At 62.9% G+C, this 26,766-nt stretch carries 21 protein-coding genes and 1 tRNA gene; 11 read left to right on the forward strand and 11 right to left on the reverse strand.

The window, feature by feature from the left end; genetic code table 11:
* Positions 1-111: 111 nt before the first annotated feature.
* From AC2TC0_RS00535 to AC2TC0_RS00545, 3 genes are read right to left on the reverse strand one after another with little or no spacing between them, the layout of a single operon-like run.
* Entirely contained in the window at positions 112-864 is a 753-nt protein-coding gene (locus tag AC2TC0_RS00535) for a DsbA family protein (RefSeq protein ID WP_484715538.1), read from the reverse strand.
* Positions 865-907: 43 nt separating this feature from the next.
* Positions 908-1,606 (reverse strand): DsbA family protein, encoded by a 699-nt coding sequence (locus tag AC2TC0_RS00540; protein WP_484715539.1) that lies wholly within the window; start codon positions 1,604-1,606, stop codon positions 908-910.
* Between the two features lie 8 nt (positions 1,607-1,614).
* Positions 1,615-2,166, reverse strand: coding sequence for a DUF721 domain-containing protein (locus AC2TC0_RS00545; RefSeq protein WP_484715540.1), 552 nt, complete (start codon positions 2,164-2,166; stop codon positions 1,615-1,617).
* A gap of 26 nt (positions 2,167-2,192) precedes the next feature.
* On the opposite strand from AC2TC0_RS00545, the gene AC2TC0_RS00550 reads away from it, so the two are divergent.
* From AC2TC0_RS00550 to nudC, 3 genes are read left to right on the forward strand one after another with little or no spacing between them, the layout of a single operon-like run.
* Positions 2,193-3,212 (forward strand): A/G-specific adenine glycosylase, encoded by a 1,020-nt coding sequence (locus AC2TC0_RS00550; protein ID WP_484715541.1) that lies wholly within the window; start codon positions 2,193-2,195, stop codon positions 3,210-3,212.
* Entirely contained in the window at positions 3,209-4,495 is a 1,287-nt protein-coding gene (locus AC2TC0_RS00555) for a serine hydrolase domain-containing protein (RefSeq protein WP_484715542.1), read from the forward strand. Before AC2TC0_RS00550 ends, AC2TC0_RS00555 begins: the two co-directional genes overlap by 4 nt.
* On the forward strand, positions 4,492-5,358 hold the full coding sequence (gene nudC / locus AC2TC0_RS00560) for an NAD(+) diphosphatase (RefSeq protein WP_484715543.1): 867 nt from the start codon (positions 4,492-4,494) through the stop codon (positions 5,356-5,358). The genes AC2TC0_RS00555 and nudC overlap by 4 nt, the downstream gene beginning before the upstream one ends.
* On the opposite strand, the gene AC2TC0_RS00565 is transcribed toward nudC, so the two are convergent.
* From AC2TC0_RS00565 to AC2TC0_RS00575, 3 genes are all read right to left on the reverse strand, one after another.
* The gene (locus AC2TC0_RS00565; RefSeq protein ID WP_484715544.1) at positions 5,355-5,792 is read right to left on the reverse strand and encodes a DUF2497 domain-containing protein; all 438 of its coding nucleotides are present in this window, start codon (positions 5,790-5,792) and stop codon (positions 5,355-5,357) included. The two genes, nudC and AC2TC0_RS00565, sit on opposite strands and share 4 nt — an antisense overlap.
* Before the next feature lie 113 nt (positions 5,793-5,905).
* On the reverse strand, positions 5,906-7,366 hold the full coding sequence (locus AC2TC0_RS00570) for a TolC family outer membrane protein (RefSeq protein ID WP_484715545.1): 1,461 nt from the start codon (positions 7,364-7,366) through the stop codon (positions 5,906-5,908).
* 44 nt (positions 7,367-7,410) lie between these two features.
* Positions 7,411-8,073 carry a protein-L-isoaspartate O-methyltransferase family protein gene (locus AC2TC0_RS00575; RefSeq protein WP_484715546.1) on the reverse strand — a complete coding sequence of 221 codons (663 nt, stop codon included), beginning with the start codon at positions 8,071-8,073 and terminating at the stop codon, positions 7,411-7,413.
* Positions 8,074-8,357: 284 nt separating this feature from the next.
* Between AC2TC0_RS00575 and AC2TC0_RS00580 the strand changes: the two genes are divergently transcribed.
* Both AC2TC0_RS00580 and AC2TC0_RS00585 read left to right on the forward strand, forming a co-directional pair.
* Positions 8,358-8,431 (forward strand) — tRNA-Cys (locus AC2TC0_RS00580).
* A 346-nt stretch (positions 8,432-8,777) separates the two neighbouring features.
* Entirely contained in the window at positions 8,778-9,338 is a 561-nt protein-coding gene (locus AC2TC0_RS00585) for a hypothetical protein (protein ID WP_484715547.1), read from the forward strand.
* On the opposite strand, the gene AC2TC0_RS00590 is transcribed toward AC2TC0_RS00585, so the two are convergent.
* Complete coding sequence (locus AC2TC0_RS00590) at positions 9,317-9,790, reverse strand: isoprenylcysteine carboxyl methyltransferase family protein (RefSeq protein WP_484715548.1); 474 nt, start codon at positions 9,788-9,790, stop codon at positions 9,317-9,319. The two genes, AC2TC0_RS00585 and AC2TC0_RS00590, sit on opposite strands and share 22 nt — an antisense overlap.
* 17 nt (positions 9,791-9,807) lie before the next feature.
* Entirely contained in the window at positions 9,808-10,860 is a 1,053-nt protein-coding gene (locus AC2TC0_RS00595) for a type III polyketide synthase (protein ID WP_484715549.1), read from the reverse strand.
* Between the two features lie 159 nt (positions 10,861-11,019).
* Here AC2TC0_RS00595 and AC2TC0_RS00600 point away from each other — a divergent pair, with 159 nt between their 5' ends.
* Positions 11,020-12,579, forward strand: coding sequence for a DHA2 family efflux MFS transporter permease subunit (locus tag AC2TC0_RS00600; RefSeq protein WP_484715550.1), 1,560 nt, complete (start codon positions 11,020-11,022; stop codon positions 12,577-12,579).
* 586 nt (positions 12,580-13,165) lie between these two features.
* Here the strand turns inward: AC2TC0_RS00600 and AC2TC0_RS00605 are convergent.
* Entirely contained in the window at positions 13,166-14,158 is a 993-nt protein-coding gene (locus AC2TC0_RS00605) for a LacI family DNA-binding transcriptional regulator (RefSeq protein ID WP_484715551.1), read from the reverse strand.
* A 32-nt stretch (positions 14,159-14,190) separates the two neighbouring features.
* Complete coding sequence (locus AC2TC0_RS00610; protein ID WP_484715552.1) at positions 14,191-15,519, reverse strand: MFS transporter; 1,329 nt, start codon at positions 15,517-15,519, stop codon at positions 14,191-14,193.
* A gap of 177 nt (positions 15,520-15,696) precedes the next feature.
* Between AC2TC0_RS00610 and AC2TC0_RS00615 the strand changes: the two genes are divergently transcribed.
* The 5 genes from AC2TC0_RS00615 to AC2TC0_RS00635 all read left to right on the forward strand — a co-directional run bounded on the left by AC2TC0_RS00615 (position 15,697) and on the right by AC2TC0_RS00635 (position 24,150).
* Complete coding sequence (locus tag AC2TC0_RS00615) at positions 15,697-18,162, forward strand: TonB-dependent receptor domain-containing protein (RefSeq protein ID WP_484715553.1); 2,466 nt, start codon at positions 15,697-15,699, stop codon at positions 18,160-18,162.
* An 89-nt stretch (positions 18,163-18,251) separates the two neighbouring features.
* Positions 18,252-19,337, forward strand: a complete 1,086-nt coding sequence (locus tag AC2TC0_RS00620) for a glycoside hydrolase family 68 protein (protein ID WP_484715554.1) — start codon at positions 18,252-18,254, stop codon at positions 19,335-19,337.
* Entirely contained in the window at positions 19,337-20,197 is an 861-nt protein-coding gene (locus tag AC2TC0_RS00625; RefSeq protein ID WP_484715555.1) for an ROK family protein, read from the forward strand. The genes AC2TC0_RS00620 and AC2TC0_RS00625 overlap by 1 nt, the downstream gene beginning before the upstream one ends.
* 421 nt (positions 20,198-20,618) lie before the next feature.
* Complete coding sequence (locus AC2TC0_RS00630) at positions 20,619-23,657, forward strand: TonB-dependent receptor (RefSeq protein ID WP_484715556.1); 3,039 nt, start codon at positions 20,619-20,621, stop codon at positions 23,655-23,657.
* Between the two features lie 127 nt (positions 23,658-23,784).
* The gene (locus AC2TC0_RS00635) at positions 23,785-24,150 is read left to right on the forward strand and encodes a winged helix-turn-helix domain-containing protein (RefSeq protein ID WP_484715557.1); all 366 of its coding nucleotides are present in this window, start codon (positions 23,785-23,787) and stop codon (positions 24,148-24,150) included.
* Here the strand turns inward: AC2TC0_RS00635 and AC2TC0_RS00640 are convergent.
* Entirely contained in the window at positions 24,147-26,519 is a 2,373-nt protein-coding gene (locus tag AC2TC0_RS00640; RefSeq protein ID WP_484715558.1) for a TonB-dependent receptor, read from the reverse strand. The two genes, AC2TC0_RS00635 and AC2TC0_RS00640, sit on opposite strands and share 4 nt — an antisense overlap.
* Between the last annotated feature and the right edge of the window lie 247 nt (positions 26,520-26,766).

A 26,766-nucleotide genomic window follows, 5' to 3' on the forward strand; every position in this document is an offset into this window, starting at 1 on the left:
TAACCCCGCCGCGCGCCGTGCCTGTCACAGAAGAATCACATTGCGCCAAAGCAAACCCCTTGGCTCGTCATGCCGCGCAGCAATCGGCGGCACAAGGGGCTGCGGCGCCCCTTAGCGCGCACCCATGGCGCGCAGCCGGTCGCGCAAGGACGGCCAGCCAACAACGCCATCGGCAACCTGGCCATTGATAACAAAGGTGGGCGTGCCGCTGATCTGGAAAGCCTCGTTCCACTTGTTGTTGTCCGCGACCAGCTTTTCGGCATTGGCGGGGGTAGCGAGACAGGCTTGAACCTGGTCAGCGGCCATGCCGCGCGACTGGAACATGGCGCTGATGCCCAACGCTTCCGACGCTTTGGCAAAGCGGGTTGGGTCGGCTTCGTTGGCCATGGCCGTCTGCGCCGCCTGACCGCCGGCTTCGGCACCCGCAAACAGCTCTGACTGGGTCGCCAAAATATTAGCCGAAAGGGCATATTGGCGATCCACGGGGGCGCACTGGACAATCGAGGCGGCAAGCAAGTCGATGGGATTACGCAGGAAATGGCGCAGCTCGAACGAAACCCGTCCGCTGTCGATAAATTCCTTTTTCAACTCCTCACCCGAATCGGCTGAAAACTGGGCGCAGGCCCCACAGGTCAGCGAGGCAAACTCAATGATTTTGATCGGTGCATCGGCATTGCCGATCAACAGACCACCATCGGCGGTGCGCACCGCCACATCCGACCAAACCTTACCCGCCGGGGCCGCAACCTTAGCCGCGACCGGTTGTTCGGCCGTGGCGTCACCGGTGCCGCCACCGCTGCATGCCGAAAGGGCGAGCACCATAAACGAAGTCAGGGCGAAGTTGCGAGCCAAGCGAAATGCCATTGCTAAGGTTCCTTTGTGCGGATTAGTCGGTGTTGGCCGCTCTTTAGGCGGGGCGCAGCGCCTGGTCGAGTTGCGATTTCAGCGCTGCCCAGTCGTGCACATGGTCGAGCGATTTGCCCTGCAGCACAAATCCGGGGGTGGAATGGATACGGTCGGCGCCGCGCGCCAAATTGGTCATGGATGTGACCGCGGCTTGGGCAACCTCGCTGTTGAGCGCCGCTTCAATCTGAACGGCGGTCAACCCGCGCGCGCGCATCAATGCCCCCAGCCCGCTGTCGCGGGCAATGCGGGCGGCGCGCTCGGCCACGCTGCCTTCGAACCATTTCTGGCGAACCGTTTCCGGCAGCTTCGTCGCCCCCAACAGCCATTGCGACTGCCCCGCCATGATCGCCCGATAATGTCCGGGGAATCCAGCCGGACCGCTCGCCCGCGCCAGCAGCGCGGCCGTCATATCGAGCGGATCGCGTACCAGATTGCGATATTCGAACGCCACCAGACCCTTGTCGATATAGCCGGCCTTTAGCGGCGCATCGCCAGCAGCCGCGAAGGCCCCGCAAGCGCCGCAGGTAAAACTGAAATATTGCACCAGCCGCAGCCGTGCATCAGGGTTGCCAGCGAGATAGGCGCCGATTCCCGTTTCGGTCATTTTGGCCGACAGGCGCGGTGCCGCCTTCGTCGCTGCAACCAGCGGCGTCGCGGCAAGCGCGGCAAGCAAAGTGCGGCGGGCGGGATCAAAGGTCATGGTTGGTCTCAACTGATTTTCGGCAGGCGCGGGCGCTCACCAAGTCCCGCCGCCATGCGTTCGAGCACGGTGCGCAGTTCGGGGTCCGTCACGGCGCGCAGCGAATCGCCGAGTTCGGCGGGTACCGGGCGTGAGATGACTGCGGGCTGAACCGGACGCGGCGCGGGCGACACCTGACCCTGCGTCATCTTCACCCTTGCGATGGCGGCATAGCCGAAGAAGCGGTTAACCGCCGCAATAAGATCGGGCTCGACATGCTGCAGCATCGGCGCGTGCGCGCCCGATATGGTCAGGTGCAGCGTGCCGCCCGCCTTTTGTCCCACCGGAAAGCGGATCATCGCGGGTTCGGTAACGTCGGCCAGCCGGTCGCCGACAATGTCGCGCCAGCGCGTCACCAGCGATGCCTGGATGAAGCCAAATTTGCGGAATGCAGCGCCGCCGATTGCAGGGACCAGGTCGGCGATGGCGCGCGCCGGGCCGCCACGTTGGCGTTCCACAGGCGCAGCTTTTCGGCCGCCAGCCGGTCGTTTGTTATCGCCAGTGTTCACCGCTTTCGCCATGAAGCTAGCCATGCCATAGCGCGGGGGTGACCGTCCAGAGGAACGATGATTTCGCGTTTCGGCTGCTGCGCTGGTATGATGCGCATGCGCGCGACCTGCCGTGGCGGATACCACCCGGCAACGACGCCGTACCCGATCCCTATCGCGTGTGGCTGGCCGAGGTAATGCTGCAACAAACCACGGTCGCCGCGGTGACGGGCTACTGGCAACGCTTCACCGCGCGCTGGCCGACGGTTTTCGACTTGGCGGCAGCCGATGATGCCGAAGTGATGGCGGCATGGGCGGGGCTAGGCTATTATGCGCGCGCTCGCAACTTGCTCGCCTGCGCGCGGGCGGTGGTAGCGCGCCATGGAGGGCGCTTCCCCGAAGATGAATCGGTTCTGCGCGAATTGCCCGGGATTGGAGATTACACAGCAGCAGCCGTGGCAGCGATTGCCTTTGGCCGCGCCGCCGTGGTGGTCGATGCCAACATCGAGCGGGTCATGGCGCGCCAAGCTGCCATTGATGAGCCGCTGCCAAAGGCGAAAACAGCAATCCGTGCAGCGCTCGCGCCGCTGGTCCCTTTGTCCCGGCCGGGCGATTTTGCGCAAGCATTGATGGATCTGGGGGCGACCATTTGCACGGTAGGCGCACCGCGCTGCGCCGATTGCCCTTTGGCCAAGGTATGCAAAGCCAAGGCTGCCGGGATCGCCGAATCGTTGCCCGTCAAACTGGCTAAAAAGGCCAAACCTCAGCGTCATGGCACTGCCTGGTGGATTGAAGGCGATGGCGCGATCTGGTTGGAGCGCCGCGCCGACAAAGGCATGCTGGGAGGGATGCGCGGTCTGCCTGGCGACAACTGGCGCGCGGTGAGCGGCGCCGATGACGCTGCTGTACGGGTGCGGCACAGCTTTACACATTTCGATCTGGAACTGGCCGTCGTGCGGCGACCTGAACCCCCACTTGGTGCCGAAGGCGAATGGTGGCCGCTGAATGCGCTTGACGCAGCAGGTCTGCCGACGCTCTATCGCAAAGCGGTGGATGCGATGCGGAAGGAAGTAGAATGAACATGATGGTTTCGCGCCGGGCAATGCTTGGCGGGCTGGCACTCGCGAGCGGCGTAGCCGCCACAACGCGGCCTGCTTTAGCGCTGGTGGATAGCGGTCCTGCATTTCCAGCAACGCGGGCGTTCATCAGCGGCTTTGTCGAGCGCAAACAGCTCGCTGGAACCCTGGCCAGTATCGGGCGCGGGCTGGCAGCGCCGCAATATGTTGCGGCCGGCGCGACTGCGCTGGGCGGGCCGGTGCCGGTCGATGCCGACAGCCTGTGGCGCATCTATTCCATGACCAAGCCGGTCACCGGCATCGCGGCAATGATGTTGATCGACCGGGGCAAACTGGGCCTCGACCAGCCGATTGCCGACCTGCTGCCCGCTTTTGCCAAGATGCAGGTGCAAGTAACACCCGATGGCTCGCTAACCGACGTGCGGCCTGCGAAGACAGCGATCACGGTGCGTCATTTGCTGACCCACACCGCCGGGCTTGGCTATTCGATCATCCAGAAGGGACCGATCAAGGATGCCTATATCAAAAATGGTCTGCTGCCGGGCAAAGTGACGCGCTTGCCCCTGCCCGGCGTTGACAACGCCCCCATCGCACCCAGCCTTGCCGAATTTGCCGACCGGCTGGCAAAAATGCCTCTGGTTTACGAACCCGGCACGCAGTGGAGCTATTCGGTGTCGCTCGATCTGCTCGGGCGCGTTATCGAAGTGGCAAGCGGTCGGCCGTTCGATGCCTTCTTGGCCGAAGAGATGTTTGGCCCGCTGGGCATGACCAGCACCTTTTTCCAGGTACCTGCCAGCGAGGTCAGGAGGCTGACCACCAATTATGCGCCCTTTGGCGGGGCGCTGGTGCCCATCGATCCGGCGGCGAGCAGCATTTATCTCGACAAGCCCGAATTTCCCTTTGGCGGCGCTGGACTTGTGTCGAGTGCGCGCGATTTCGACCGTTTTCTGATGATGCTGGCCGGCAAGGGCGCCATCGGATCGACCCGGCTAATGAGCGAAAAGGCCGCAATGCTCGCCATGTCGAACCTGATTGACGACAGCATCGAACGGAAGGGCACGTTCGTCGACGGCCAAGGCTTCGGCGCGGGCGGGCGTGTGTCGCTGCCGGGCAATCCGGGCGGTCCCGGCATTTTCGGCTGGGGTGGAGCCGCCGGGACGCTGGCGTTCGTAAACCCGCTGCGCGGTGTGCGCGGCGCCGGTTATGCCCAATACATCCCGTCGGATACATTGGATTTCCAGCGGCGGATTGGTGAAGTTATCCTGCAAGACCTTGGCGCGGCGTGAGGCCGCTGGGCTTTACTGGCGGGGCACTGGACCGCGCCGACCAGCTCCGCACCGATCCCGAACGGCTGGCCACAGCGCGCCGCCATCCGCGCGCGCGCGCGCTGGTGCTTGACGGCATTGATTTCGTTCCGGGCGACGGCGTTGGCTTAACGTGGGAGGCGGCCGGGCTGACCGAACCCGAACGGCTGATGCTGCTTGGAATCGATGCGGCGGGCGTTCCGCACTTCGTCGCCGAGCCGGTGGCGGGTACAAAAATTGATGCACGCTCGCGCACCGTCATGCGCCTTTTGCCGCTGCTGAGCCGCGACGAGGCGGCGCTCTATGGTGCGGCACGCAGCTTGGTCGACTGGCATGCTCGGCACCGGCACTGTGCGGTATGCGGTGCACGAACAGCACTGTTTCGTGGTGGCTGGGGGCGCAAATGCGGTGATTGCGGCGCCGAACATTTTCCGCGCGTCGATCCCGTGGTCATTATGCTCGCGCTGTGCGGGGACCGCGCATTGGTCGCCCGCCAGCCACAATTCCCGCCGCGCTTCTTTTCCGCGCTCGCCGGGTTTGTGGAACCGGGCGAATCGCTTGAAGAGGCGGTGACGCGCGAGCTTTGGGAAGAAGCTGGCGTACGCGCGCACAGCGTAAGCTACGCCGCCAGCCAGCCCTGGCCTTTTCCCTCGTCGCTAATGATCGGTTGCATGGCGCTGGTCGATGACCCGGCGCTGACGCTCGACACGACTGAATTAGAAGCGGCAATGTGGGTAACGCGCGATGATGTGGCGGCTGCGCTTGCCGGCGCGCCCGACGCGCCCTTCATGGCTCCGCCCGCGCTGGCGATTGCCCGATTCCTGCTGGAAAGCTGGGTAAGCTAGAGCCGCCGCCCGGTAATCCGGGCGATTTCCTTCGCCACCATGGCTTCAACCAGCGGCGGCAAATTGGCATCAAGCCATTGCTTGAGCAGCGGCCGCAGCGCCTCGGTCACGACATCATCGAGCGTGCGGCTTCCGCCAGCGGCTGGAGCCGACACAACGGCAGGCGCTTCGACCGGCTGCACAACGGCGCTCAACGCGTCGAGCGAGCGACGCGCCGCATCGGCGGCGGCGGCGGCAACTAGGTCAGCACCAGGGGCCACCGAATCGGGCACGTCATCCGATTCATCGCTCAGCTCCAGCACATCGGGATCGTCATCGTCGTGCTGGCCGTTGCCGCCATTGACCATGCGCGGCGGCGTATCGTCGCGCGCAATCACTTTGCGGATCGAGGACAAGATATCTTCCATCGATGGTTCGCGCGACATATCGCCCACAGCGGGTCCCCTTCTAGCCCGGCCCTTGCCGGAAAGGGCCTTCTATCGCCGTGAAGCGGAAGTTGCCAAGCCTTATTGTCCCGGCACGGGACGGGTCGCCCAAGGTCAGCAGCCTAGGGCGCGTCGGCGTTGGCAGCAGCCACACCCCGCGTGTCAGTGGCCACCTGCTTCGGCGCGGGGTCGTCATTCCAGTCGAAAATCTGCCCGCGCACCCGGCGATAGTTGACCTCTGGGTCATAAAGCGTGCCGCCACCCAGACCCAGGTCGCGCGCCTCGGCCTTACCCATGGCGGCCAGCAAGCTGAAGGCCGCAACATAGGCGTTGCGCTGCGCGCTGACGAGTTGGACCTGCGTCGACAAGAGCTCTTGTTCTGCGTTCAAGATATCGAGGATGGAGCGGGTGCCGACGCTATTTTCGGCGCGGACCCCTTCCAGCGACAGCGCGTTGGCGCTGACCGCCTGCTGGGTTGCAGCAATAATCTGCTGGTTCGCTTGCCAGGCGGCGAAGGCACCGCGCGTTTGTGCAATCACCCCGCGTTCAACCTCGACATAGTTTTCAATCGCCTGGCTGGTACGCGACTGCGCCTGCCGCACCTGTGCCGCCGGGCGTCCGCCCTGAAACAGCGGAATGGTCAGCGTGACGCCCGCCGTCAGGCTCGTCGTAACATTGTCTGACGTGGTGTTCGCCGCCGGGATCGAATTGAGGTTATTGTTATAGCCGCCTTGCGTCGTCGCTTCGAGCGAAGGCAGCCGGCTGGCACGCGCCACGCCAATATCGGCGCGGCTGGCATTAACCAGCTGGTTCGCAGCCTCGATATCGGGGTTGGTCGCGAGCGCAATAGCCACGGCGTCTTCAGGCGACGCCGGCAAGCCCGGCAGCGGCGGCGGCGCTTCAAGATCCACGGGTGCTTCGCCGACCAGCCTGGCATAGGCCTCGCGACTGGCGATCAGATTGGCCTCGACACCGCGCAGGTCGCCTTCGGCGAGCGCCAGCCGCGCTTCCGACTGGGCCACGTCCGTCCGCGTCAGGTCGCCGATCTCGAAACGGTCGCGGGCCGCCTGCAAATTCGTGCGGAGCACCGCGACATTCTTCTGGTTGAGCTTGACGATCGCCTGGTCGCGGATCACGTCCATATAAGCGCCGACAACCTGCGAAAAAACGCTGGCCTCGGTAGCGCGCAGGTCCGCCTGGCCTGCTTCAACGCGTGCCTTGGCCGCCTTCACGGCATTGCGCACCGCGCCGCCCTGATAAATCGGCACCGCAACGCGGCCGCCGACCTGCACCGAGCGCTTGGCGACGAAAAAGCTGTTGCCGGGGATCACCAGATTCTCACTGAAGTCGACACTGGCACCCGCACTGGGCAATCCAGCAGCCTTTTGGATCGGCACGTTCTCATCATTGGCCCGTTGCCCGGCCCGCGCCGCCGTCAGCGTCGGATTATTCTCATACGCTTTGGTAAGCGCGCCCTGCAGCGTTTCGGCCGCGGCGGGGGTTACGACCAGCGCGGCCAGCGCCGTGCCGGCAAGCCAGCCTGTCAGGCGCAGGGCAGGTTGAGAAGAATTTGTATGCGACATAGAGGAAGAGCCCGTGGCAAAGGAAAAAAGGAAGAATAGGCCGGTCAGAAGGTAAAGCCCTTCTCCCGCACAAAACCGGGGAGCGCGGCGGCGTCCATGTCAGCAAAGGGGCGCAGTGTCAGCGTGCCTGCCACCTTCACGCCGCGGGCTAGCCGCGTCACCGCGCCTTCGCGCAAGGCACAGACCAGCACGCCGCCTTCGGCAAGCTGCGCGGCTAGCGCATCGGGAAGCTGTTCAATCGCGCCGTCGAGGACAATACGATCAAAGGGGGCATCGCCCGGGACGCCGGCTGCCAGTTGGCCGGTGGTCACTGTCACGCCCAAGTCGCCCAAGGCTGTGCGCGCAGCGGCGGCCAGCGCGGCATCGCTCTCCAGAGCAATAACCTCGGCGCCCAAATCCTGCAGAATGGCGGCGGCGTAACCCGTGGCCGCACCAACCAGCAGCACGCGGTGGCCAGCCGCAATCTCGGCAGCCACCAAGAGCCGCGCGGTGACCAAGGGCGGATTCATGCGCCGCGTCCCGTCCAGCGCGATCGGTCGATCAATATAGGCCACGGCCGCCAGCGCTTCGGGTACAAATTTTTCGCGCGGTACGCGGCCCATGGCCGCAATCAGCGCCGGATCAATCACATCGTTGGTGCGCAGCTGGCAATCGACCATCGCAGCGCGCATGTCGGCATAACTGGCTTCGCGAAGCTGGGTGGCCATGAAAACGTCCGGTCTCTTCCAATTGTCAGCGGCTTGTCGCGCTATCTAACGCAATCCAAGCTGTATTGCAATAGTAATACAGCTTGGATTGCGTTTGGACATGCAACAGTCCGATGCCCCGCGCATAGCCGTGCCATCCGCTGCCGCCAAGGGGCAGCGCGCTGTGCATCGACGAAAGGCCGATGCGTATCGCTTGACAACAGGCAGCGTTCGCCGCACTAGCCCGCCCCTGACCCCGGCCGGCAGTTCGCATTAACGCGGTCCAGCCCGGTTGCAGCCTCGGTGGCCCGATGGCGGAGTGGTGACGCAGAGGACTGCAAATCCTTGCACGCCGGTTCGATTCCGGCTCGGGCCTCCAAAATCCTGACTGAGAATGTCTGTCAGTGATTGAAATTTCCCAGTTTTCTGCTAGTTTTGAGGCATCTACTGATTGTCAGTGGTTGCCCCTGTTTGCCTATAATTGCGGCTGATGGGGGCCTAATTTGGGGGCCTCGTGAAGCCCCCATCTGGAGCGAGGCCCCCAAATGGCACTTACAGACGCTGCAATCCGCAAGACCAAGCCACNACGCCGCAAAAGCGCGCGGGTGAGAGTCGACCGCTTGCCACTAGTGGCCCAAACACGCCTGATAATGGCACTCGTTTGGCCAGGGTCTCTGGCCTCCAATCCGCATCGACGGTTTTGACCAGGGTTGCGATCGGGCCGCTTGAAGACTGACGGCTCTCAGCTCGGAAAGGCGGGAAAGCTGACTTTCAGATACCAGCTCCTCAGCCGTGGTTGGCAGAACCCGCTGCGCCAGGCTAAGCGCTGCAGCTCTGAACGCGGGGTAGAAATCTGCAGGGGTGGTCGCAATCGCCAAGCGGCGGGCATCATGATTGCGCCCCTTGACCTATATATTCACCGATGGTTCAAACCGATCATTGCAGTCGCGGACAACGACTTGGGACCTCCAGAGGAAACTCGGAACATGAAACGGCATGGAATTGGCAGTATCGCTCTTTGCATCGGAGCGATCTTGGCGTCGATTGCAATGAGCTCACTGGCCTTCGCAGCGCCCGATCCCGGCAAGAAAGCCTGTGTCAAGGAAGCCCGCATCCTGTGCCCTGCGGAGATGAAATCGCTGAGCCGTAAGAAGGTCGAGGCGTGCATGATCCGGAATATCGAGAAGACATCGCCGACGTGTAAAGCAGCGATGCTCAAGATCAAGGCCGAGCGCGAAGCCTTGGCGCGGCGTCAGACGAACGGTCAGGCCGCGACATCGGAATAGGCGGCATTCTCCGCCCGGATACGCACCCACAACATGGCCGCATTCAGCACGGAATACAGCACCGCCACCCAGACGAGGCCAAACATCAACGGCACGACCGCGATCTCGCAAATGACAACGAAGTAGTTCGGGTGGCGCATGATGCGGAACGGCCCGCTGACGATCGGTGCCTCATTCTTGGGAACGATGATCCGCGTCGTCCAGCGCCGCCCCAGCGTCGCCAGCACCCAAACGCGCATGGCCTGCAAAACCGCGAAGACCGCAAGCAAGGGCATGTATACCGGCGCGCCACCGACAGTTCCCCATAAGACCGCCAGCCACGATGCGTGCATCAGCACCATCACCGGATAATGCGATCGCCCGTACTCCACCGCGCCGCGCGCGAGCAGTGCCTTGGTGTTTCTCTGCGCGATGATAAGCTCGGATATCCGCTGAAGCGTGATAAACAGCATGATGGCAAAGGGTAGAGTCATGCCGCGCTCCGCAAGGTTACAGTGCTGGCGGTGAAACCGGGGCCAAGTGCCGTCATCACCGCCAGCGGCGGCAGGCCCTGCTTTCGTACGCGGTCGAGCACGAACAGGGCGGTCGGCGCGGACATGTTACCGTGCCGGTACAAAACCTCGCGTTCATCGTTGAGACTCCCCTGCGGCAAGGCGAGTGCCACCTCGATCGAATCGACGACTTTCGCCCCGCCGGGATGGCAGATGAAGCGATCAACCTCGTCGATGTGGATATTCTGAGGAGTCAGCATCTCTTCGACCGCGCCGCGGAATTCCTTGCGGGCGAAGGCGGGAATGGCGCGGTTGAGGATGACGCCCAGACCGGCGGACTCCATCTGCCAGCCCATGATATCGAGAGTATCGGCCCAGGTCTTTTCGGCGCTGCCGGAAATCTGGGTGAAACCTTCATCGCCCGAGCGAATCACACAGGCCGCTGCACCATCTCCGAACAGTGCGGTCGAGACCACGTCTGCCTTGCCGACATTCTCGGTCCTCAGAGCAAGGCTGCACAGCTCGACCGTGACGAACAGGACCGTGGCGCCGCGACCAACCTGCGCGAGCTTAGCGGCGAGGCCCAGTCCCGAGACGCCGCCGGCACAGCCAAGGCCGAACACTGGAACTCTCGAAACATCGCTTCGGAAGCCCATCCGCCCCATGGCGCGCGCCTCCAGGCTCGGCGTAGCGATGCCGGTGGACGAGACGGTGACGATGGCATCCACCTCGTGCGCCGCTATCCCCGATTCGGCGAGCGCCTTCTCCGCCGCTTCGACGAATAGATCGAGCGCCACTTCCAAATAGACTTCGGTGCGTTCGACGATGGTACGCGGCTGCATATACCATGCGACCGGACGGGCCAGCTGGCGGAACTCGATCCCTGCATTGCCGTAGATCGCCCGGAGCCTTCCGAAATCCTCGAAAGCCCCGCCGAGCAGCTGTTCGGCAACCTGCGCGCCTGTCGCTTGGTCAAGGATATTCGGCGGCGTCGCCGTAGCGAGTGAATGAATGCTTACCGGAATCTTCAAGGGAGCCTCGCAGTGGCCGATTGACCGGCAGTCTGGTTTTTGTTTCTGAAGGGAACGGCACCATAGAAGGATAGTTCCTTCAATCAAATACGGCGCCGGATCGAAAACGGATGCCAGTTTCCCTTGGTCAGGCTCCCGCCTTCGGCTACCTGACATGTAATGAACGCCAGCGAAATACCCGAGGCAGGTCTGCGAACCTGGGCTGGCTTTATATTCATGTGCATCGGCATGTTCATGGCGATCCTGGATATCCAGATCGTTGCGACGTCGCTGCCGACGATCCAGAGCGCGCTCGACATCGGCGCGGACCAGATGATCTGGATCCAGACCGCCTATCTCACCGCCGAGATTGTGGCGATACCGCTGACGGGGTTCTTGACCGCAAGACTGGGCATGCGATGGCTGTTTGTGTCGGCTGTGTCGGTGTTCACCGTCGCATCGATCGGATGCGCGCAGAGCGAGACCTTCGCCTCGCTGATCGCCTGGCGAATCATCCAGGGCTTTGCCGGGGGCACTTTGATTCCAGCGGTGTTTTCGGCGGTATTCCTGCTATTTCCGCTGCGTTCGCAGGGGATTGCCACGACCATTGCCGGTGTTGCCGCCGTCTTCGCACCGACCGTGGGCCCGATCGTGGGCGGCTGGATCACCGAAACCTATTCCTGGCACTGGCTGTTCCGGATCAACATTCTGCCGGGCATTCTGGCGGCAGTCGGGGCTGCGCTCACCCTTCGCGGTACGGCAAGCAATATGCGATCCAACCGTTCGGTCGATGCGGCGGCGCTGACTTTGCTGGCGGTCGGACTGACCGCGCTTCAGATCGGCCTCAAGGATGCGCCGACCGATGGTTGGCTCTCGCGAAGCGTGGCCGCGTTGCTGGTGGCCTTTGCTCTGTGTTCGGCTTGGTTCGTCTGGCGCACCGCCCGGTCACCCGATCCGCTGGTCGAACTGCAGTGTTTCAAGGACCGCAATTTCGCCATCGGCTGCGCGTTGAGCTTCATTCTTGGTGTGGGGCTGTTCGGTTCGACCTATCTGATGCCGTTCTTTCTTGGTCTCGTGCGCGAACATGATGCCTTGCGCATCGGCGAGATCATGCTGGTCACGGGCATCGCCCAGCTCATCACGGCGCCGATCGCGGTTTATCTCGAGCAGCGCGTTGGCGCGCGCACGCTGACTGTGTTTGGCTTCGCCCTTTTCGCGGTCGGCCTGCTGATGAGCACCACGCAGACCGCGGACACCGATTTTGCAGAAATGCTCCTCCCGCAGATCGTGCGAGGCGTTGCAACCATGTTCTGCTTGCTGCCGCCGACGCGGATGGCGCTGGGGCGCTTGTCGCCCGAATTGGTGGCGGATGGCAGCGGGTTGTTCAATCTGATGCGCAACCTCGGCGGGGCGATCGGCCTTGCCCTGATAGACACCACGATTTTCAGCCGCGCCGCGACCTACGGGGGGAAAATCGTCGAGGAATTGAAGGCAGGGGACGTCGAAACCGCGGTAAAGATCGGCATACCCCGCGACGCTTTCATCGAGCAGATCGGCATACCGCCCGACGAATTCACCGAGGAGATGGTCCGCCCCTTGGTGGAGCGGCAGGCCCTGGTCGAGGCCATCAACGATGCTTGGCTATTGATCGGGGTGCTGACAGCCCTTGCCTTGCTACTTGTCTTTTTTGTTCGCAGGTCGGCGCCAGAGAATGAAATTGAAGGCACCCGGTTACGGTGACACTTTGCGGCGGTTACGGTAACACTTTACTTAACCATCAAACTCCCTGGCCGCCCTATTGAACGGGGACACGAAAAACATGTCCCCGACGCATATCGCCGCCTCTGCGGACCTCTGCGCCTCTGCGCGAAACCCCCTCGCGTCCTCCGCGTCACCGCGTGAGAAACTCCTTTCCTACACGCACCCGCTTCGCCTAGCATCGGCGCATGTCCGTCCGCCCGTACCGCACCGCGCCGCACTCTCACTCCGCGCGCACATCTTCACTAAAGCGACAAAAGATACAGTTTCAGCGAAACCGGCGGTGTCTTTTGTAGCTTTAAGCGAGGTGAGTTGAAGCGATCGAATGATGCTTATGGCCGGAAGGCAGCCATATCGCTCATCTCGGGTACGAGGTGTGTGATGCGGTTCGACGCGCTATATGTCTAATTTCAGTCGGTAAGTGGTCGTGCCCAATGTCCCGATCGTCAGGCAGGTTTCGGGCGCAGCCCGATTATATGCGGAACAACTGAGATGAGGGCGCATTTCGGGTGAACGGCATGCTGGTTGTAAGCGACTTGTCTATCGACGCAGTCTCAAGTCAGATGCACTAAGCCGATTGTCGGATGACCAAGCGGGGTGGAAGCACAAGGCTTTCTGTATTTTCGCCAGCGAGGCGCCTTAGTAGCAGCTGGACGAGGCCTTTTGCGCCGCCGGCGATATCTTGGCGCACTGTCGTCAGCGGCGGAAGCGTCTGGCTTGCGATCGGCAGGTCGTCGAATCCCACGACCTTGATATCCCGCGGCACCGCGATTGCGCGTTCGCGAAGCTTGGCAAGGCAGATGGCCGCGAGTGTGTCAGTCGCAGCGAAAATGCTATCATATGCCCCAATTATCACGTCAAGATGGCCCGCGATTTCCTCACTTGCACGTTCGGGCGACAGGTGCGTCGGGAGCACGCAGATCTCAGCCCCCATACTATCGGCAATATCATGTGCCCCTGCGTGGCGCGCAGCAAATTCAGTTGGCCCAATATCGCCGACAAAGGCGATGTTGCGTGCGCCTGCGGCGATCAGTCGCTCAGCCGCCAATCGTCCGCCAAGCCGGTTGTCCGTGCCCACAACACAGTGCCGCTGGCCTTCCTGGTGATTGCCCCACACAACCATCGGCCGGTATCCGTCTGCAATCTCTTCGATCCGCGCAAATTGGTCGGACTGGCCGATAACAATCACCCCATCGATCATCCCCGAGCCGATGAAGCTGTCAAGCCAGTCCGGATCCTCCGCAGGCACGACGCGGCGCAGCATAAGGTCATAGCCACCCAGAGTGAGTTCGTCGGCGAGATATCCCAAAAGGGTCATGAAGAAGGTGTCAGAAATCTGCTGCCGGGTGTCGTGACCAAGCGGAATCGCTACCCCAATGACGCCGGTTCGCTGCCGTCTGAGCGCGCTAGCCATTTTGTTCGGCCGAAAACCATAGTCGCGCGCGAGACCCTCAATTTTCTCACGAGTCCTCGCATTGACGAGGCTCTTGCCCGCTAAGGCACGACTTACCGTGCCAGGCGACACGCCGGCCAGCCGCGCCAGATCAGTTATCGTCCGCACCGATCCGCGAGCTGCCTTTTCCTCTTCCATGCCTAGCCTGCCACCAGCCCCTGTTTGCGCGGGACGCGGTGCCCAGCATCGACCAACAGCGTAGCCAGCGCTCCCGCCAGCATCAAGGCACCGCCCAGCATCAGCACATGACGCGGGTCGCCACCCAGCAGCGGATGATAAATCAGCGGCATTGTGAGCGTCTGGATCAACATCGGAACGACGATAAACAGGTTAAAGATGCCCATATAGATGCCATTGCGGTGGGGCGGAATGCAGTCAGCAAGCATCACATAAGTGTTGCCCATCATGCCTGCCCAGCCGATCCCGATACCCAGCATCAGTGCGAACAGCGCGAGCGGGGTCGATGCCCCAGGGATCAGCAACATCGCCGCGCCGGAAGCGGCGAGACACACTGCGTGGGTGTGCCGCGCGCCGAACCGCGCCACCACCGGGATCAACGCCAGCGCGCCCAGGAACGCGACGAAATTGTACAAGGCACCCGCCTGCTGCGTCGTCAGCGTCGCATCGCGAAACGCCGCGCTGGCTGGATCGCTGGTGTTATAGAGGCTGCGGCCGACCGCGAAGGTGATGTACTGCCAGTATGCGAACATCGCATACCACTGGCACAGCATCGCGCCCGCCAACTGCTTCATCGGCCGGGGCATTTCCCGGATCGCATCGCGGATTTCGGCCAGCGTCGCTGCTGCGGTAAGCGGTTTTGCGGCCAGCTCCGCCCGTTCCTGTGGCGCAAGCGGCAGTTCGGGTACCCGCCAAACCGACCAAATGATGGTCGATATCGACAGGATCGCACCGATAAGGAAGGCGATCCGCACGATTACCGGAATGCCGTTGGCATCTAGCACATCCCGCGCCACGAATGCGGTCAACAGGCTGGGCGCGAGGTAGGACAATGTTTGCGCAAGGCCGGTAAAGGCGCTTTGGGTCAGGAAACCGGTCGATCGTTGGTCGGGCGCGAGCCGATCTGCCACATAGGCGCGGTAAGGCTCCATCGTGATGTTGTTGCCGGCATCGAGGATCCACAGCAGGCTTGCCGCCATCCATAGCGCGCTCGAATAGGGCATGGCAAACAACGAGAGGGTACAGATCACCGCGCCCACCAGAAAATAGGGAGTACGGCGACCCAGACGGCTGTTGGTCCGGTCGCTCATCGCGCCCACGATGGGTTGGATCAACAGCCCCGTCATCGGTCCGGCAAGCCATAGCAATGGCATTGTTGCCTCATCCGCGCCGAGGAAACCGTATATCGGCCCCATGTTGGCCTGCTGCAGTCCGAAAGAGAATTGGAGGCCAAAGAAGCCGATATTCATTTCAATGATTCGCAACAGCGAAAGCCGGGGCTTTTCCGTCATATGCGCGTTTCCTGACCCTATCCCGATGCGCCGGTCAATGCCGGGCTGTGGCGCGAAAATGGCATGTTTCCACGTCCTTTGCAAACGTTTGCAAAATTTATGTTGCAAACGTTTGCAGGAGCGCTACCTCTCGCATCGTCGTCGCCAAAGAAGCGCGAATTCGAGAGGAGAAATACAATGAAACTGCGTATCGCTCTTTGGGCAAGCGCTGGCTTGTGCGGCCTTGCCGCGCCGGCCTTCGCGCAGGATAGCGCTGCAACCGACTCGGCTGAAACCGAAGGCAGCGAGATTATCGTCACAGCGGTCGCCCGTGGTCAGAACCGGATTGAAACCTCAGTCTCGGTCAGTACTATCGGCGCGGATACCCTGACCAATCTGGCCGCACCGTCTTCGGCTGACCTCATCCGCCAGATTCCAGGCATCCGTTCGGAAGCATCGGGCGGTGAAGGCAATGCCAACATCGCGGTACGCGGCATTCCCGTATCGACGGGCGGCGCGCGTTACATTCAGCTGCAGGAAGATGGGCTGCCCATCCTCGAATTCGGCGACATCATCTTTGGTAACGCCGACAATTTCCTGCGCGCCGATCGCTCGGTCGCCCGCGTCGAAGCGGTGCGCGGCGGCTCTGCTTCGACCTTTGCTTCGAACGCGCCGGGCGCTGTGATCAACTTCATTTCCAAGAACGGCAAACAGGAAGGCGGTGCGATTCAAGGCAGCGTCGGGCTCGACCACGAAAGCTATCGCCTCGATTTCGATTACGGCGCGCCGCTCGCCGATGACCTCTATTTCCACGTCGGCGGCTTCTATCGCACAGGAGAGGGGCCGCGTGACATTGGCTACAATGGCTACGACGGCGGCCAGATCAAGGCCAATATCACTAAGGAATTCGATGGTGGCTACATCCGGTTCCACGCCAAATATCTTGACGACCGCACCCCCACCATCCTGCCGCAACCGGTGTTCGTGGGCGGGACCAACAGCAACCCCGACTATAATGCGATCCCCGGGTTCAATCCGCGTACGGATTCGCTCTATAGCCCGTTCCTAACTCCGGCCGTGACGCTGGATGGCGGCAACAATCCCGCGCGGTTCGATTTCCGCGACGGCCTGTCGGTGCAGAGCAAGGCATTCGGGGTTGAAGCAGAGATCGACGTGGGCGGCGGCTGGACACTGACCAACAGGTTCCGGTTTGCCGACAATTCGGGCAGCTTCCAGTCGCCGTTCCCGGCGAGCGCGGACGCGGCGCAGGCGATCGCCAACGGCATCGGCGGGGCCGGCTCAACCATTGAGTTTGCGAGCGGGCCCAACGCTGGGCAGACTGCGAATGCGGCCAATATTGGCGGCAACGGGCTTCTCACCAACGTCGTCGTGTTCAACACGCGCCTGAATAGCCTCGATAACGTCACCAACGACTTCCGCGTCAACAAAGCGTTCGACTTCGGCGGCGGCACGGCCAATCTCACCGCTGGTTTCTATCTCTCGCGTCAGACGATCGATACAGACTGGCTTTGGACCAGCCATGTTCAGACCATAGAGGGCGATGGACAGGCGGTGCTGGTCGATATCCGCAACTCGGCCGGACAGCTGGTCACGCAGAACGGAACGGTCGGCTTTGGAGCGACCTTCTTTGGCAATTGCTGTCGCCGCAATTATGATGTCGACTATAGCACCTATGCGCCGTTTGCCTCGCTCTCGCTCGAGCTTGACCGCCTAACCATCGATGCCAGCATCCGCTATGACTATGGGGATGCCAGCGGCACCATAACCGGGTCGGACAGCGGCTTTGGTGTTGGGGTAAGCAGTTTCGATTTCAACAATAACGGCGTGATCAGTCCAGCCGAAGCCCAGACCAGCGTGCTGCCGCTTGGCAGTGCCCGTCCAGTGAATTACGACTTTAACTACTTCAGCTTTTCGCTAGGCGCGAATTACCTCGTCACTGACGATCTCGGTGTGTTCTTACGGTACAGCCAAGGCGGCCGCCACACGGCGGACCGCAGCCTCTTCTCGCCGGCCGTCAGCACCACAGATGGCGGCCTGCCGGGCGGCGATGCCGGGGTGATCGCTCGGGTCGATCAGCTGGAAGCGGGCCTCAAATATCAAGCCAACGGCCTGTCGTTATTCGCCACCGGATTCTTCGCCAAGACGGCCGAGACCAATGTCGAATTGGCTCCGCTGGAATTGTTCGACACCGAATATGAAGCCTTCGGCATCGAACTCGAGGGTGCCTATCGCACGGGGCCAATCACGCTGTCGGCAGGCGCAACATGGACCGATGCCGAAATCAAGGACGCGCTTGACCTCACCACCATCGGCAACAAGCCGCGCCGCCAGGCCGACCTCGTCTATCAGGCGACCGCGCAATATGATGCGGACATGTTCACGGTGGGGGCGAACATCGTCGGCACAACCGACAGCTTCACGCAGGATAGCAACCGGTTGAAGCTGCCCGCCTTCGCGCAGGTCAACGCCTTCCTGGCATTCCGCCCGATTGAGCGGATCGAAGTCGGCCTCAACGCACAGAACCTGTTCGATACGACCGGCTACACCGAGGCGGAAGAAGGCTCGATCCCGGCCAATGGTATCGTGCGTGCACGCTCGATTGCCGGTCGCACGGTGCTCGCCTCCGTACGCTTCGATTTCTAGAAGGCTAAATCGCAAAGCAAAGGCTGGCCGCCTTATTCCTCCGGCGGCCAGCTGGTTTTTCAATTCTAGAACCGGAAACAGACACTGCCATGATCACCGCCTGGACCGCCGAGCACGTAAGCCGGATCGCGCGGCCAGCAGCTGCTATGATCCCTCCGGTCTACACGGTAGAACGCTCGGGGCTCGATCCGCGCCGGCTCTACTGGGATATGTGGGCGGTGCAGGATGTGCGCGGCCAGCCGGTGCGGCTCGCCGGGCGCGCCATGTGGATGGCGTTGACCGCGCCCGATCGGGGCGATCCGGCGCTTCGCCATTTCGAAGCAAAGATCCACTGGATTGAACGGCGGGGTGGGGCGTGGTTCGATTGCGGCCCAGTGCTGCCGGATTTCGCCATCCCCTACGAGCGCGAATGGGCTGGGTCCGCCCTCTATGACAGCGGCGTGCTGACGCTGTTCTTCACCGCAGCAGGGACTGCAGGGACGACGGGCGGTTACCAGCAGCAATTGTGGCAGGCAAGCGCCCGGATTGGCAACGATGGCCTTCCCACCAGCTGGTCCTTTCCAGTCCCTGTGATCACTGGCTACGGCCCCCACTATATGCCGGCCGATGCGCATCAGGGCACGCCTGGCATGATCAAGGCGTTCCGCGATCCAGCCTGGTTCCGTGACCCCGCCGATGGCACCGAATACATCGCCTTTACGGCATCGCTGGCCGGTTCAAACAGTTCGTTCAACGGCGCTTTCGGTCTTGCGCGCAAGGGGGCAACAGGATGGAGCCTAGCCCCGCCCTGCCTCCACGCTGACGGCGTGAACAACGAATTGGAGCGCGCGCATCTGGTGTTTCACGCCAACAATTATTACGCCTTCTGGTCGACGCAGACCGCGACCTTTGCTCCCGGTCTGCGTGATGCGCCGGGGGGGCTGTATGGCATGGTGACGGATCGTCTTGATGGCGTATGGCGGCCACTCAACGGCTCGGGCCTGGTTCTTGCCAACCCCCCAGACCGCCCCCTCCAGACCTATAGCTGGTTCGTTGACGCTAGTCTTACGGTGTGCAGCTTTGTCGACCTGTTGCCCGGTGGAGTCTTCGGCGGCGTGCCTGCCCCACTGCTGCAGCTCGACCTATGCGGCGACCGCGCGACCCTATGCGGCATAACCTGCGAAAGTGCGGGCTGATGCTCGGCGCAATCGAAGCCGGCGGTACCAAATTTGTGCTCGCTGTCGGGACTGGACCAGATCATATAGCCGCGGCCACCACCATTCCCACGCGCGATCCCGCTAACACGCTCGCCGAGGCGGCGGAATGGCTCGGCGCGCACGGGCCGATCTATGCACTGGGTATTGCTAGTTTCGGTCCGCTGGAGCTGGAGCGGACCAGCCCGCGCTGGGGCTTCATTACCAGCACGCCCAAGCCCGGATGGGCAGATTGCGACATCGCCGGCTTTTTCGCGCGCCGTTTTGACGTCCCCGTGGGCTTTGATACAGATGTCAACGCTGCGGCACTGGCCGAATATCGTATCGCCGAAGCCGAAGGCTGCTCATCGCTGGCCTACATCACAATCGGCACAGGAATTGGCGGTGGACTGGTTTTGGACGGCCGACCGGTGCACGGTATCGCCCATCCTGAGGTGGGACACGTCTTTCCGCGAAGACATTCGCAAGATTTGCATTTCACCGGTGTCTGTCCGCACCACGGCGACTGCCTAGAAGGTCTCGCCTGCGGTCCCGCGATCGAGGCTCGGTGGGGCGCCTCGCTGTCCATGCTGCCGGCCGACCACCCTGCCCATGCCGTAATCGCAGACTATATTGCGCAAGCCTGCCATATGCTGTTTGCAGTCACGGCCGTCGAGCGCGTGGTGCTTGGCGGTGGAGTGGCCAAAGCGCCCGGTCTGGTCGGGCGGGTAGCGGAACGCGCGTCAGAATTGGGAGCGGCTTACCTCCCTGGCACACCTCGCCACCGCGTCTTAGAACCCCGATGGGGTGAAAAGGCAGGCATAACCGGCGCAATGATGCTGGCCGCCGATTGCGAAACCTGAGCCAACACCCAGTCCAGCGCCACATGCACAGCCGCCGGTCCGGTCAGAAGCGTCGGTTGAATATCCGGCGCCAACAATCCAATGGTCGCTCGCCGCTTCTCCAACCAAATCATCCAACCAAAGCATAGAGGCTTTCGGCGACCCGCGCCCAAATCTGGCCGACAGCTTTCAGTGTCGCGCCGGGCCGTCACTATTGACGCATAGGGGGCGGATGACGGAAGTGCGGCGCCGGAAATGCCGCAATGATTGATGTGATCCGCTCAGGCAAAGTAGCAAGCCCGCACCTTATGCCGGTGTCGGGGGAAGACAGCTGCCGTTCAAATTGCAAATGTGGCCAGCGTAACTTTTGCAGCGCTCCGGACGAAGCTTTGTTGCAACAATTGCAGCAACCTACCGGGCGCTGACACATAGGGGGACATTGATGATCGCGACCATTTTTCGGGCAACTGTCGGGGCGGGCGTCCTCGGCGCAATATCGGTTGTCATGGCCCCGCCGGTGCAGGCGCAGCAGGCCGGGATCGAGATTGCCGTGGTGGATGAGGCCGGGACACCGGTCGCCGAAATTGAGGTAGTGATCGCCAACCGCGCCATCGGTTTCGAGCGCCGCTTGCGCACCGATGCGCGCGGACGGATCGCAGTCGATGGGCTGAGCACCGCAGGCGAATATCTTGTCTCGGTGCCGGCTTCGGATCAATATTCCGGCCTCGCCGCTCAGCCGGTCGAACTACGCGCCAATTTCTCCCGCAGCGTGATCCTCCAGCTCGCCGTCCCGGAAAGCGCAGCCATTACCGTCACCGCAGCGCGGGCGATCACCGGGCTCAATACCGCCAATGCCGAAATCTCTGCCTCGCTCGGGCGCGACCAACTGGTCGCCTTGCCGATCGAGGGTCGCGACGTGCTGGGCGCGCTGATCCGCCTGCCCAACGTGGTGCCCTCGACCGGGTTTTTCCCCGAGGCGCCCTCCATATCGATCAATGGTTCGAACGGCCTCGACACCAATTACCTGATCGATGGGCTCGACAATAACGAGAATTTTCTGGGGGGGATCAAATTCCCCGTCCCCTTGGGCTTCACCCGCGAAGTGACCGTGCTGGCGAATTCCTATTCCGCCGCCTACGGGCGCACCGCCAATGGCATTGTGAACTATACCACACCTTCGGGCAGTAATGATTTCACCGGCGAGGTCTATGGATTGATTCGCCCCGGCCGTCCGCTCGACGCCCGCTCTCCCTTCCCGCGCCGCGACCTGTCGGGCAACCCGGTGGGGGAAAGTTTCGAGCGCTACCAAGGTGGCTTTGCCGTTGGCGGGCCGATTGCGCGCGACCGGACTTTTATCTTTGCTAACTACGAATACACCCGCGATCGCAACACGCAGGTGGTGGACGCCCCGCAACTGGGCATCGTCGACACCGTCACAGGCAACAACGAATTCCACCTCGCCTCGCTGCGGCTCGATCACCGGCTGACGGACGACTGGACGATTGGCCTGCGCGGCAACATCGGGCGTGTCACCATCGACCGTCCGGGCGGATCCCTGGGCGGAGGGAATGCGACCTTCCCCTCGGCCGGATCGAAGCAGGACCGCTTCTCCACGCTGATCGCCGCGACCGCGAGCTATGCGGGGAGCGACTGGAGCTACGACGGCGCGCTGCAATTCAGCCGCTTCCGTTGGGACTATGGCGAGGCAACAGGCGCGCCCGGCCCGCAGGTCGTGGTGCGTGGACCCTCGGGGCTCACCGCGGCGGTGGTTGGCAATCCGGGCTTCGTGTTCGACAATCTCGAAGAGACTTGGCAGACCACCCACCGCGTCGGCCGCGATCTCGGCGCGCACCGGCTCAGCGCGGGGGTCGACGTGATCGCCTCGGACTTCGCGTTGCTGGGCGGGGGCAACCCGAATGGCAACTACACCGTCGACCTCACCGCCGCGCAACTTTCCAGCCTGTCGGGACAGGGCCTTGCCCTCACCGCGCAGGACGTACTGGCATTGAACCCGGCGGTGGCCAACTACGCGGTCGAACTGCGCCCGCAAAGCTTTGGCACCAGTCAGACGCTGGTTGCCTTCTACCTTGAGGATCAGTGGCAGCTTGCCCCGAATTTCACCGCGACGCTGGGGCTGCGTTGGGATTACGACACGCTGACCGAGCGTGGCGCTGGTGACGGCGATACCGATAATATTGCCCCGCGCCTGGCGCTCAATTGGCAACCTGATGCGCGGTCTTCGGTCCGGTTCGGGGCGGGGATTTTCACTGGCAAGCTGTCCTACGCGGTGGTCTCTGACGCGTTGCAGCGCAATACCACCGCGGCAGGGTTCCTGACGCAGCTGGCGCAGTTGCAAAGCGGTGGCGCGATCCCGGCAGGCGTCAACCTTGGCGACATAACATTTGATGGTAACCTCACCGTCTCCCCCACCTGCACAACGGTCGCCGCCTGCCCGGCGCCTGAGGCTGTGCAGGGTCTGCGCGATACGGCGATCATCAACGAGGCGCGGATCCTCAGCCCGACCGGCTATGACAATCCCTGGAGCGTGCAGATCAGCGGCGGCTACCAGTTTCAGGCGACCAGCACTCTGACCCTGTCGGTCGATGCGCTCTACAGCCGCTCGGAGAATCTAGCGCGGCTTCGCGACCTGAACGCGCCTTCGCCTTTCACCCCAAACCTTGCCAATCTGACCGATGCCAATATCGCCCTGCTGCGCGCGCAACCGGATAGTGCGAGCCGCTTTGTGCTTGCCCAAAGCCTCGGGCTGGTGCGTTCGCCAACGGCAGCCGATGCTTCGCGTCCGGTTGCCTTGGTACCCGGCGGAGCGCGGCAGATCACGGTCTCCGAAACGGCGGGCCAGGCCGAATATCTCGCGCTGATCCTGCAAGCAATCAAGGCGCGCGGTAACGACGATTATGCCTTCCGTGTCAGCTACACCCTCTCGCGCCTGCGCAATGACACCGATGACATCAATTTCCGCGCGGCCAACGCGAATGACTTCAGCACCGAATTCGGCCCTTCCGCCAATGACCGGCGGCATGTGATCTCGGCGGTGGGCTATCTCTACCCGGTGGAAGGGATGACGGTGACGCTGGCGGGGCTGTTCCAGTCGGGCCAGCCGGTCAACTTGGTGCCCGATGCGTTGATCTTCGGCACACAGGATCTCAATGGCGACGGAGCCAGCTTCGGGGAAAATTTCCTCGGCAATTCGGACCGCTTCCCTGGTGAGAGCCGCAATTCTGGTCGCCTGCCGTGGTCAGCGACAATTGATGTTGGCTTGCGCTATGCCTTGCCGGTGCTGGGCGGACGGATCGAGGCCAGCGCGGATGTGTTCAATCTGTTCAACGCCAACAACCAAAGCGGCTTTGCCAACGCGGCGACGACCTCGAACCAGATCCAGTTCGGCGGCGGTGCGCCCTTCGTGCAGCGCAATGCCGGGCCGCCGCGGCAGTTCCAGTTCGGGCTCACCTACCGGTTCTGACATTCGTGTTGCCTCATCGGCAGGCTACGCCCTGCTCTCCTTTCAAGTAACGTTAGCCGAATGGCGCGAGCTAACCGCGTCTCCGATTAGGAGTAGACCCACCGTCGCGAGCGACTACATTCCCTCAATGCCACGTCCACCCCTTCTGAAAATCAAGATCCAGATCATGTGCGGCGATGTGATCGCGATGGGCCCCGGCAAGGCCGATCTGCTGGAAGCCATTGGCGCACACCGCTCGATCTCGGCGGCAGGGCGCGCGCTGGGGATGAGCTACCGCCGCAGCTGGCTGCTGGTTGATGCGATGAACCGCTGCTGGCAGGGGCCGCTGGTGGCGACCACGCCGGGAAACCAGAAGGCGGGCGCGCATCTGACGCCGCTGGGCGAGCAAGTCCTGTCCTCTTACCGCAAACTTCAGACCGAAGCGGATCAGGCCAGCAGCGCCGGGATTGCCGCGATCACAAGCCAATTGCTGCAAGCTCCGCGGCCGCGCTAGCGCCGCAGCCGGAAGGTCACGCCCACGGTGCGCGGATCGCTCGGGGTGCCGAGGATCAGCCCCGAATTGCCCGCCTGGATGGTGAGGTTCTGGATATAGTCCGCGCCCAGCAGGTTGCGTGCGAAGACCGCGATCTCCCAGCCCTTGCCGCCTGCGTCCTCGCGCCGGTAGCCGAGGCTGGCATTGGTGAGGTTGTAGCCCTCGATGAAGGTGAAGCGCGACAGGCTCGGATCGCCGGGATAGCCGCTGCGCCAGTTGCTGTCGGCGTGAACGAACAGCGCGTCCCGGCCAATCGGTACGGCCCAGTCCGCGCTCAGCGTCTGCGACCAGCGCGGCAGGCCGGCGAGGCGCTGGCCGGTGAGGTCACAGGCGGCGGTGGCAGAGGACTGGAGCTCCAGCGGACAGGGGCCCGCCGGGTAGTCGGTATACTCCCCGTCACCATAGGCCAGCGCGCCCACCAGCGTCAGCCTCCCGATCTTGAGCCGCGCATCGGCCTCGAACCCCTGCACCCGCACCGCGGGAATGTTCGACAGATATCCGCGCAGCGCCACGGTCTGGCTCGAATCCACCACCGTCGCCTGAAAATCCCGCACCGTGGTGCGATAGGCGGCGAGGTTCAGGGTCAGCCGCCCGTCCCACAGCGCCGACTTGACCCCCGCCTCCCAGGTCGTGTTGCGCTCCGGATCCACCACCGCCGTCGCCAGTGCGGGCTGGTTGTTCGCATCGAGCGGCAGGCCCGACATGTTGATCCCGCCCGATTTGAACCCGCGCGCGAAGCTGGCGTAGAGCAGCACGTCGTCGGCGGGCTCCCACGCGATATTGGCGCGGCCCGAAAGGCTCCCCTCGCTGTCGCGCGCGGCATAGGTTTGCGGCCGCAGCACGCCGAGCCGCGCGTTGATCAGCGCAGTCGAAGTCACCACCGGGCCGCCGAACACCTGCGTGCTGTAATCGCCCTCTTTGCTCTCGTAGGTGTAGCGCAGCCCTCCGGTCAGCGTCAGGCGCGGCGCGATCCTCCAGTTCGCCTCGGCAAAGGCGGCATAGCTGTTCACCGCAAAACGCGTCTCGCCGGTCTGGCCATAGCCGTCGAGCAGGTTCGCGGGCACCGGCGTGGCATTCGCGCCGGTCGTCGGTCCGATCAGCCACGGCGCGCCATAGGGGCCGAACACCGAGTTTGGGCTGCCGGTCAGCACCTGCCGGAAGAAATAGAGCCCCGCGATATAGCTGAGCGCCGCTTCCCCGTCGGAAGCGATCCGCACTTCCTGGCTGAGCTGGTCCTGCCGCGAGGGGATGCGCTGGATCAGCTGGATCGGTAGGCCGGTGTAGTCGCGGTCGTTCGCCGCATCCCAGTTCCAGAAGCGCCATGCGGTGATCGAGGTGATCGTCGCCGGGCCGATGTCCCAGTCCGCCGTTGCCGCCACCCCGCCCTCGCTGGTGTCCACGCCGAGGCTCGCGTCGATGTCGGTCAGGCGGTCATAGGGATTGGTGCTCGGCGGGGCATAGCCCGCCGTTGCCGCCAGCGCCGGATATTGCCGCGCGGCAGGGCGCAGGCTGGTGCCGACCCGCAGGAACACCTGGGTGCAGCACTCGCTGTCGAAATTGGCGAAGTCGGCGATCAGCCGGAGCCGGAAGTCCTGCGAGGGCTGCCACAGCACCTGTCCGCGCAACGCCTGCGCGCCGAGGGTGTTCTGGTCCGCGCCGGTCCGCACGTTGCGCAGCACCCCGTCACGCCGGGTGAAGGTGCCCGAGAGGCGATAGGCGAGCGTCTCGCCCGCGAGCGGCCCTGTGGCAGAGAAGCGCCCCTGCGCGAAAGCCCGCTCGCCGCCGCTCAACTCGGCATTGTAGCTGCGCGTGAAGCTGGGCGCGGCCGAGACGATGTTGATCGCGCCCGCCGTGGTGTTTTTCCCGAACAAGGTCCCCTGCGGCCCGCGCAGCACCTCGATCCGCTCGATGTCCGAAAAGTCGAAGGCGGCGGTGGCGGGCCGCGCGTGATAGACCCCGTCGACATAGTAGCCCACCCCCGGCTCGAGCCCGTCATTCGCCTGGCTCACCGCGACCAGGCTCGACCCCAGCCCGCGGATGGTGAAGGCGGTGTTGCGCGGATTGGCCGAAGAATAGTTGAGCGCAGGCACCAGCGTGGTGAGGTCGCGGGTGTTGAAGGTGTAGGACTGCTCGAGCCAGCGCGCGTCCACCACCGAGAGCGCCGCGGGCACATCCTGCGCATCTTCCGTCCGCTGGCGCGCGGTGACGATGATGGGCACGCCGGGTCCGCTTTTGGTACCGGCCTCTTCTGCAATGACCGGCGCCGACGGAATGAGCGCGGCGCCCCCAAGCAGCCACACTGACGTAATAATGCGCAAAAAGCCTCCCAATAACGGCTGCCATACCTATATCTCACGATATATAGATATGCTGACCAGGCAATAGGCAACTGCGCCAGATATCGTCCCCGGTCCGTCGCGCCTCACACGTCCGTTGTGGAGGCGCTTTACGAATTTCCGCTGCGGCGGGCGGACAAGGGGCGAAGAGACTATTCCCCCACCTCAAAATTGCCAATTTTGAAATAGTCCATTGAAAGAAACGACCATTCTTCCTGATCGCGCTGGCTATTAGGTAGCA

The organism is Sphingopyxis sp. sgz302558 (genome assembly GCF_057220455.1).

Coding starts and splice junctions, on each gene's coding strand:
- AC2TC0_RS00535 (WP_484715538.1), bottom strand. CDS start 864: ATGGCATTTCGCTTGGCTCGCAACTTCGCCCTGACTTCGTTTATGGTG.
- AC2TC0_RS00540 (WP_484715539.1), bottom strand. CDS start 1,606: ATGACCTTTGATCCCGCCCGCCGCACTTTGCTTGCCGCGCTTGCCGCG.
- AC2TC0_RS00545 (WP_484715540.1), bottom strand. CDS start 2,166: ATGGCGAAAGCGGTGAACACTGGCGATAACAAACGACCGGCTGGCGGC.
- AC2TC0_RS00555 (WP_484715542.1), top strand. CDS start 3,209: ATGAACATGATGGTTTCGCGCCGGGCAATGCTTGGCGGGCTGGCACTC.
- AC2TC0_RS00570 (WP_484715545.1), bottom strand. CDS start 7,366: ATGTCGCATACAAATTCTTCTCAACCTGCCCTGCGCCTGACAGGCTGG.
- AC2TC0_RS00575 (WP_484715546.1), bottom strand. CDS start 8,073: ATGGCCACCCAGCTTCGCGAAGCCAGTTATGCCGACATGCGCGCTGCG.
- AC2TC0_RS00590 (WP_484715548.1), bottom strand. CDS start 9,790: ATGCTGTTTATCACGCTTCAGCGGATATCCGAGCTTATCATCGCGCAG.
- AC2TC0_RS00600 (WP_484715550.1), top strand. CDS start 11,020: ATGAACGCCAGCGAAATACCCGAGGCAGGTCTGCGAACCTGGGCTGGC.
- AC2TC0_RS00610 (WP_484715552.1), bottom strand. CDS start 15,519: ATGACGGAAAAGCCCCGGCTTTCGCTGTTGCGAATCATTGAAATGAAT.
- AC2TC0_RS00615 (WP_484715553.1), top strand. CDS start 15,697: ATGAAACTGCGTATCGCTCTTTGGGCAAGCGCTGGCTTGTGCGGCCTT.
- AC2TC0_RS00620 (WP_484715554.1), top strand. CDS start 18,252: ATGATCACCGCCTGGACCGCCGAGCACGTAAGCCGGATCGCGCGGCCA.
- AC2TC0_RS00625 (WP_484715555.1), top strand. CDS start 19,337: ATGCTCGGCGCAATCGAAGCCGGCGGTACCAAATTTGTGCTCGCTGTC.
- AC2TC0_RS00630 (WP_484715556.1), top strand. CDS start 20,619: ATGATCGCGACCATTTTTCGGGCAACTGTCGGGGCGGGCGTCCTCGGC.
- AC2TC0_RS00635 (WP_484715557.1), top strand. CDS start 23,785: ATGCCACGTCCACCCCTTCTGAAAATCAAGATCCAGATCATGTGCGGC.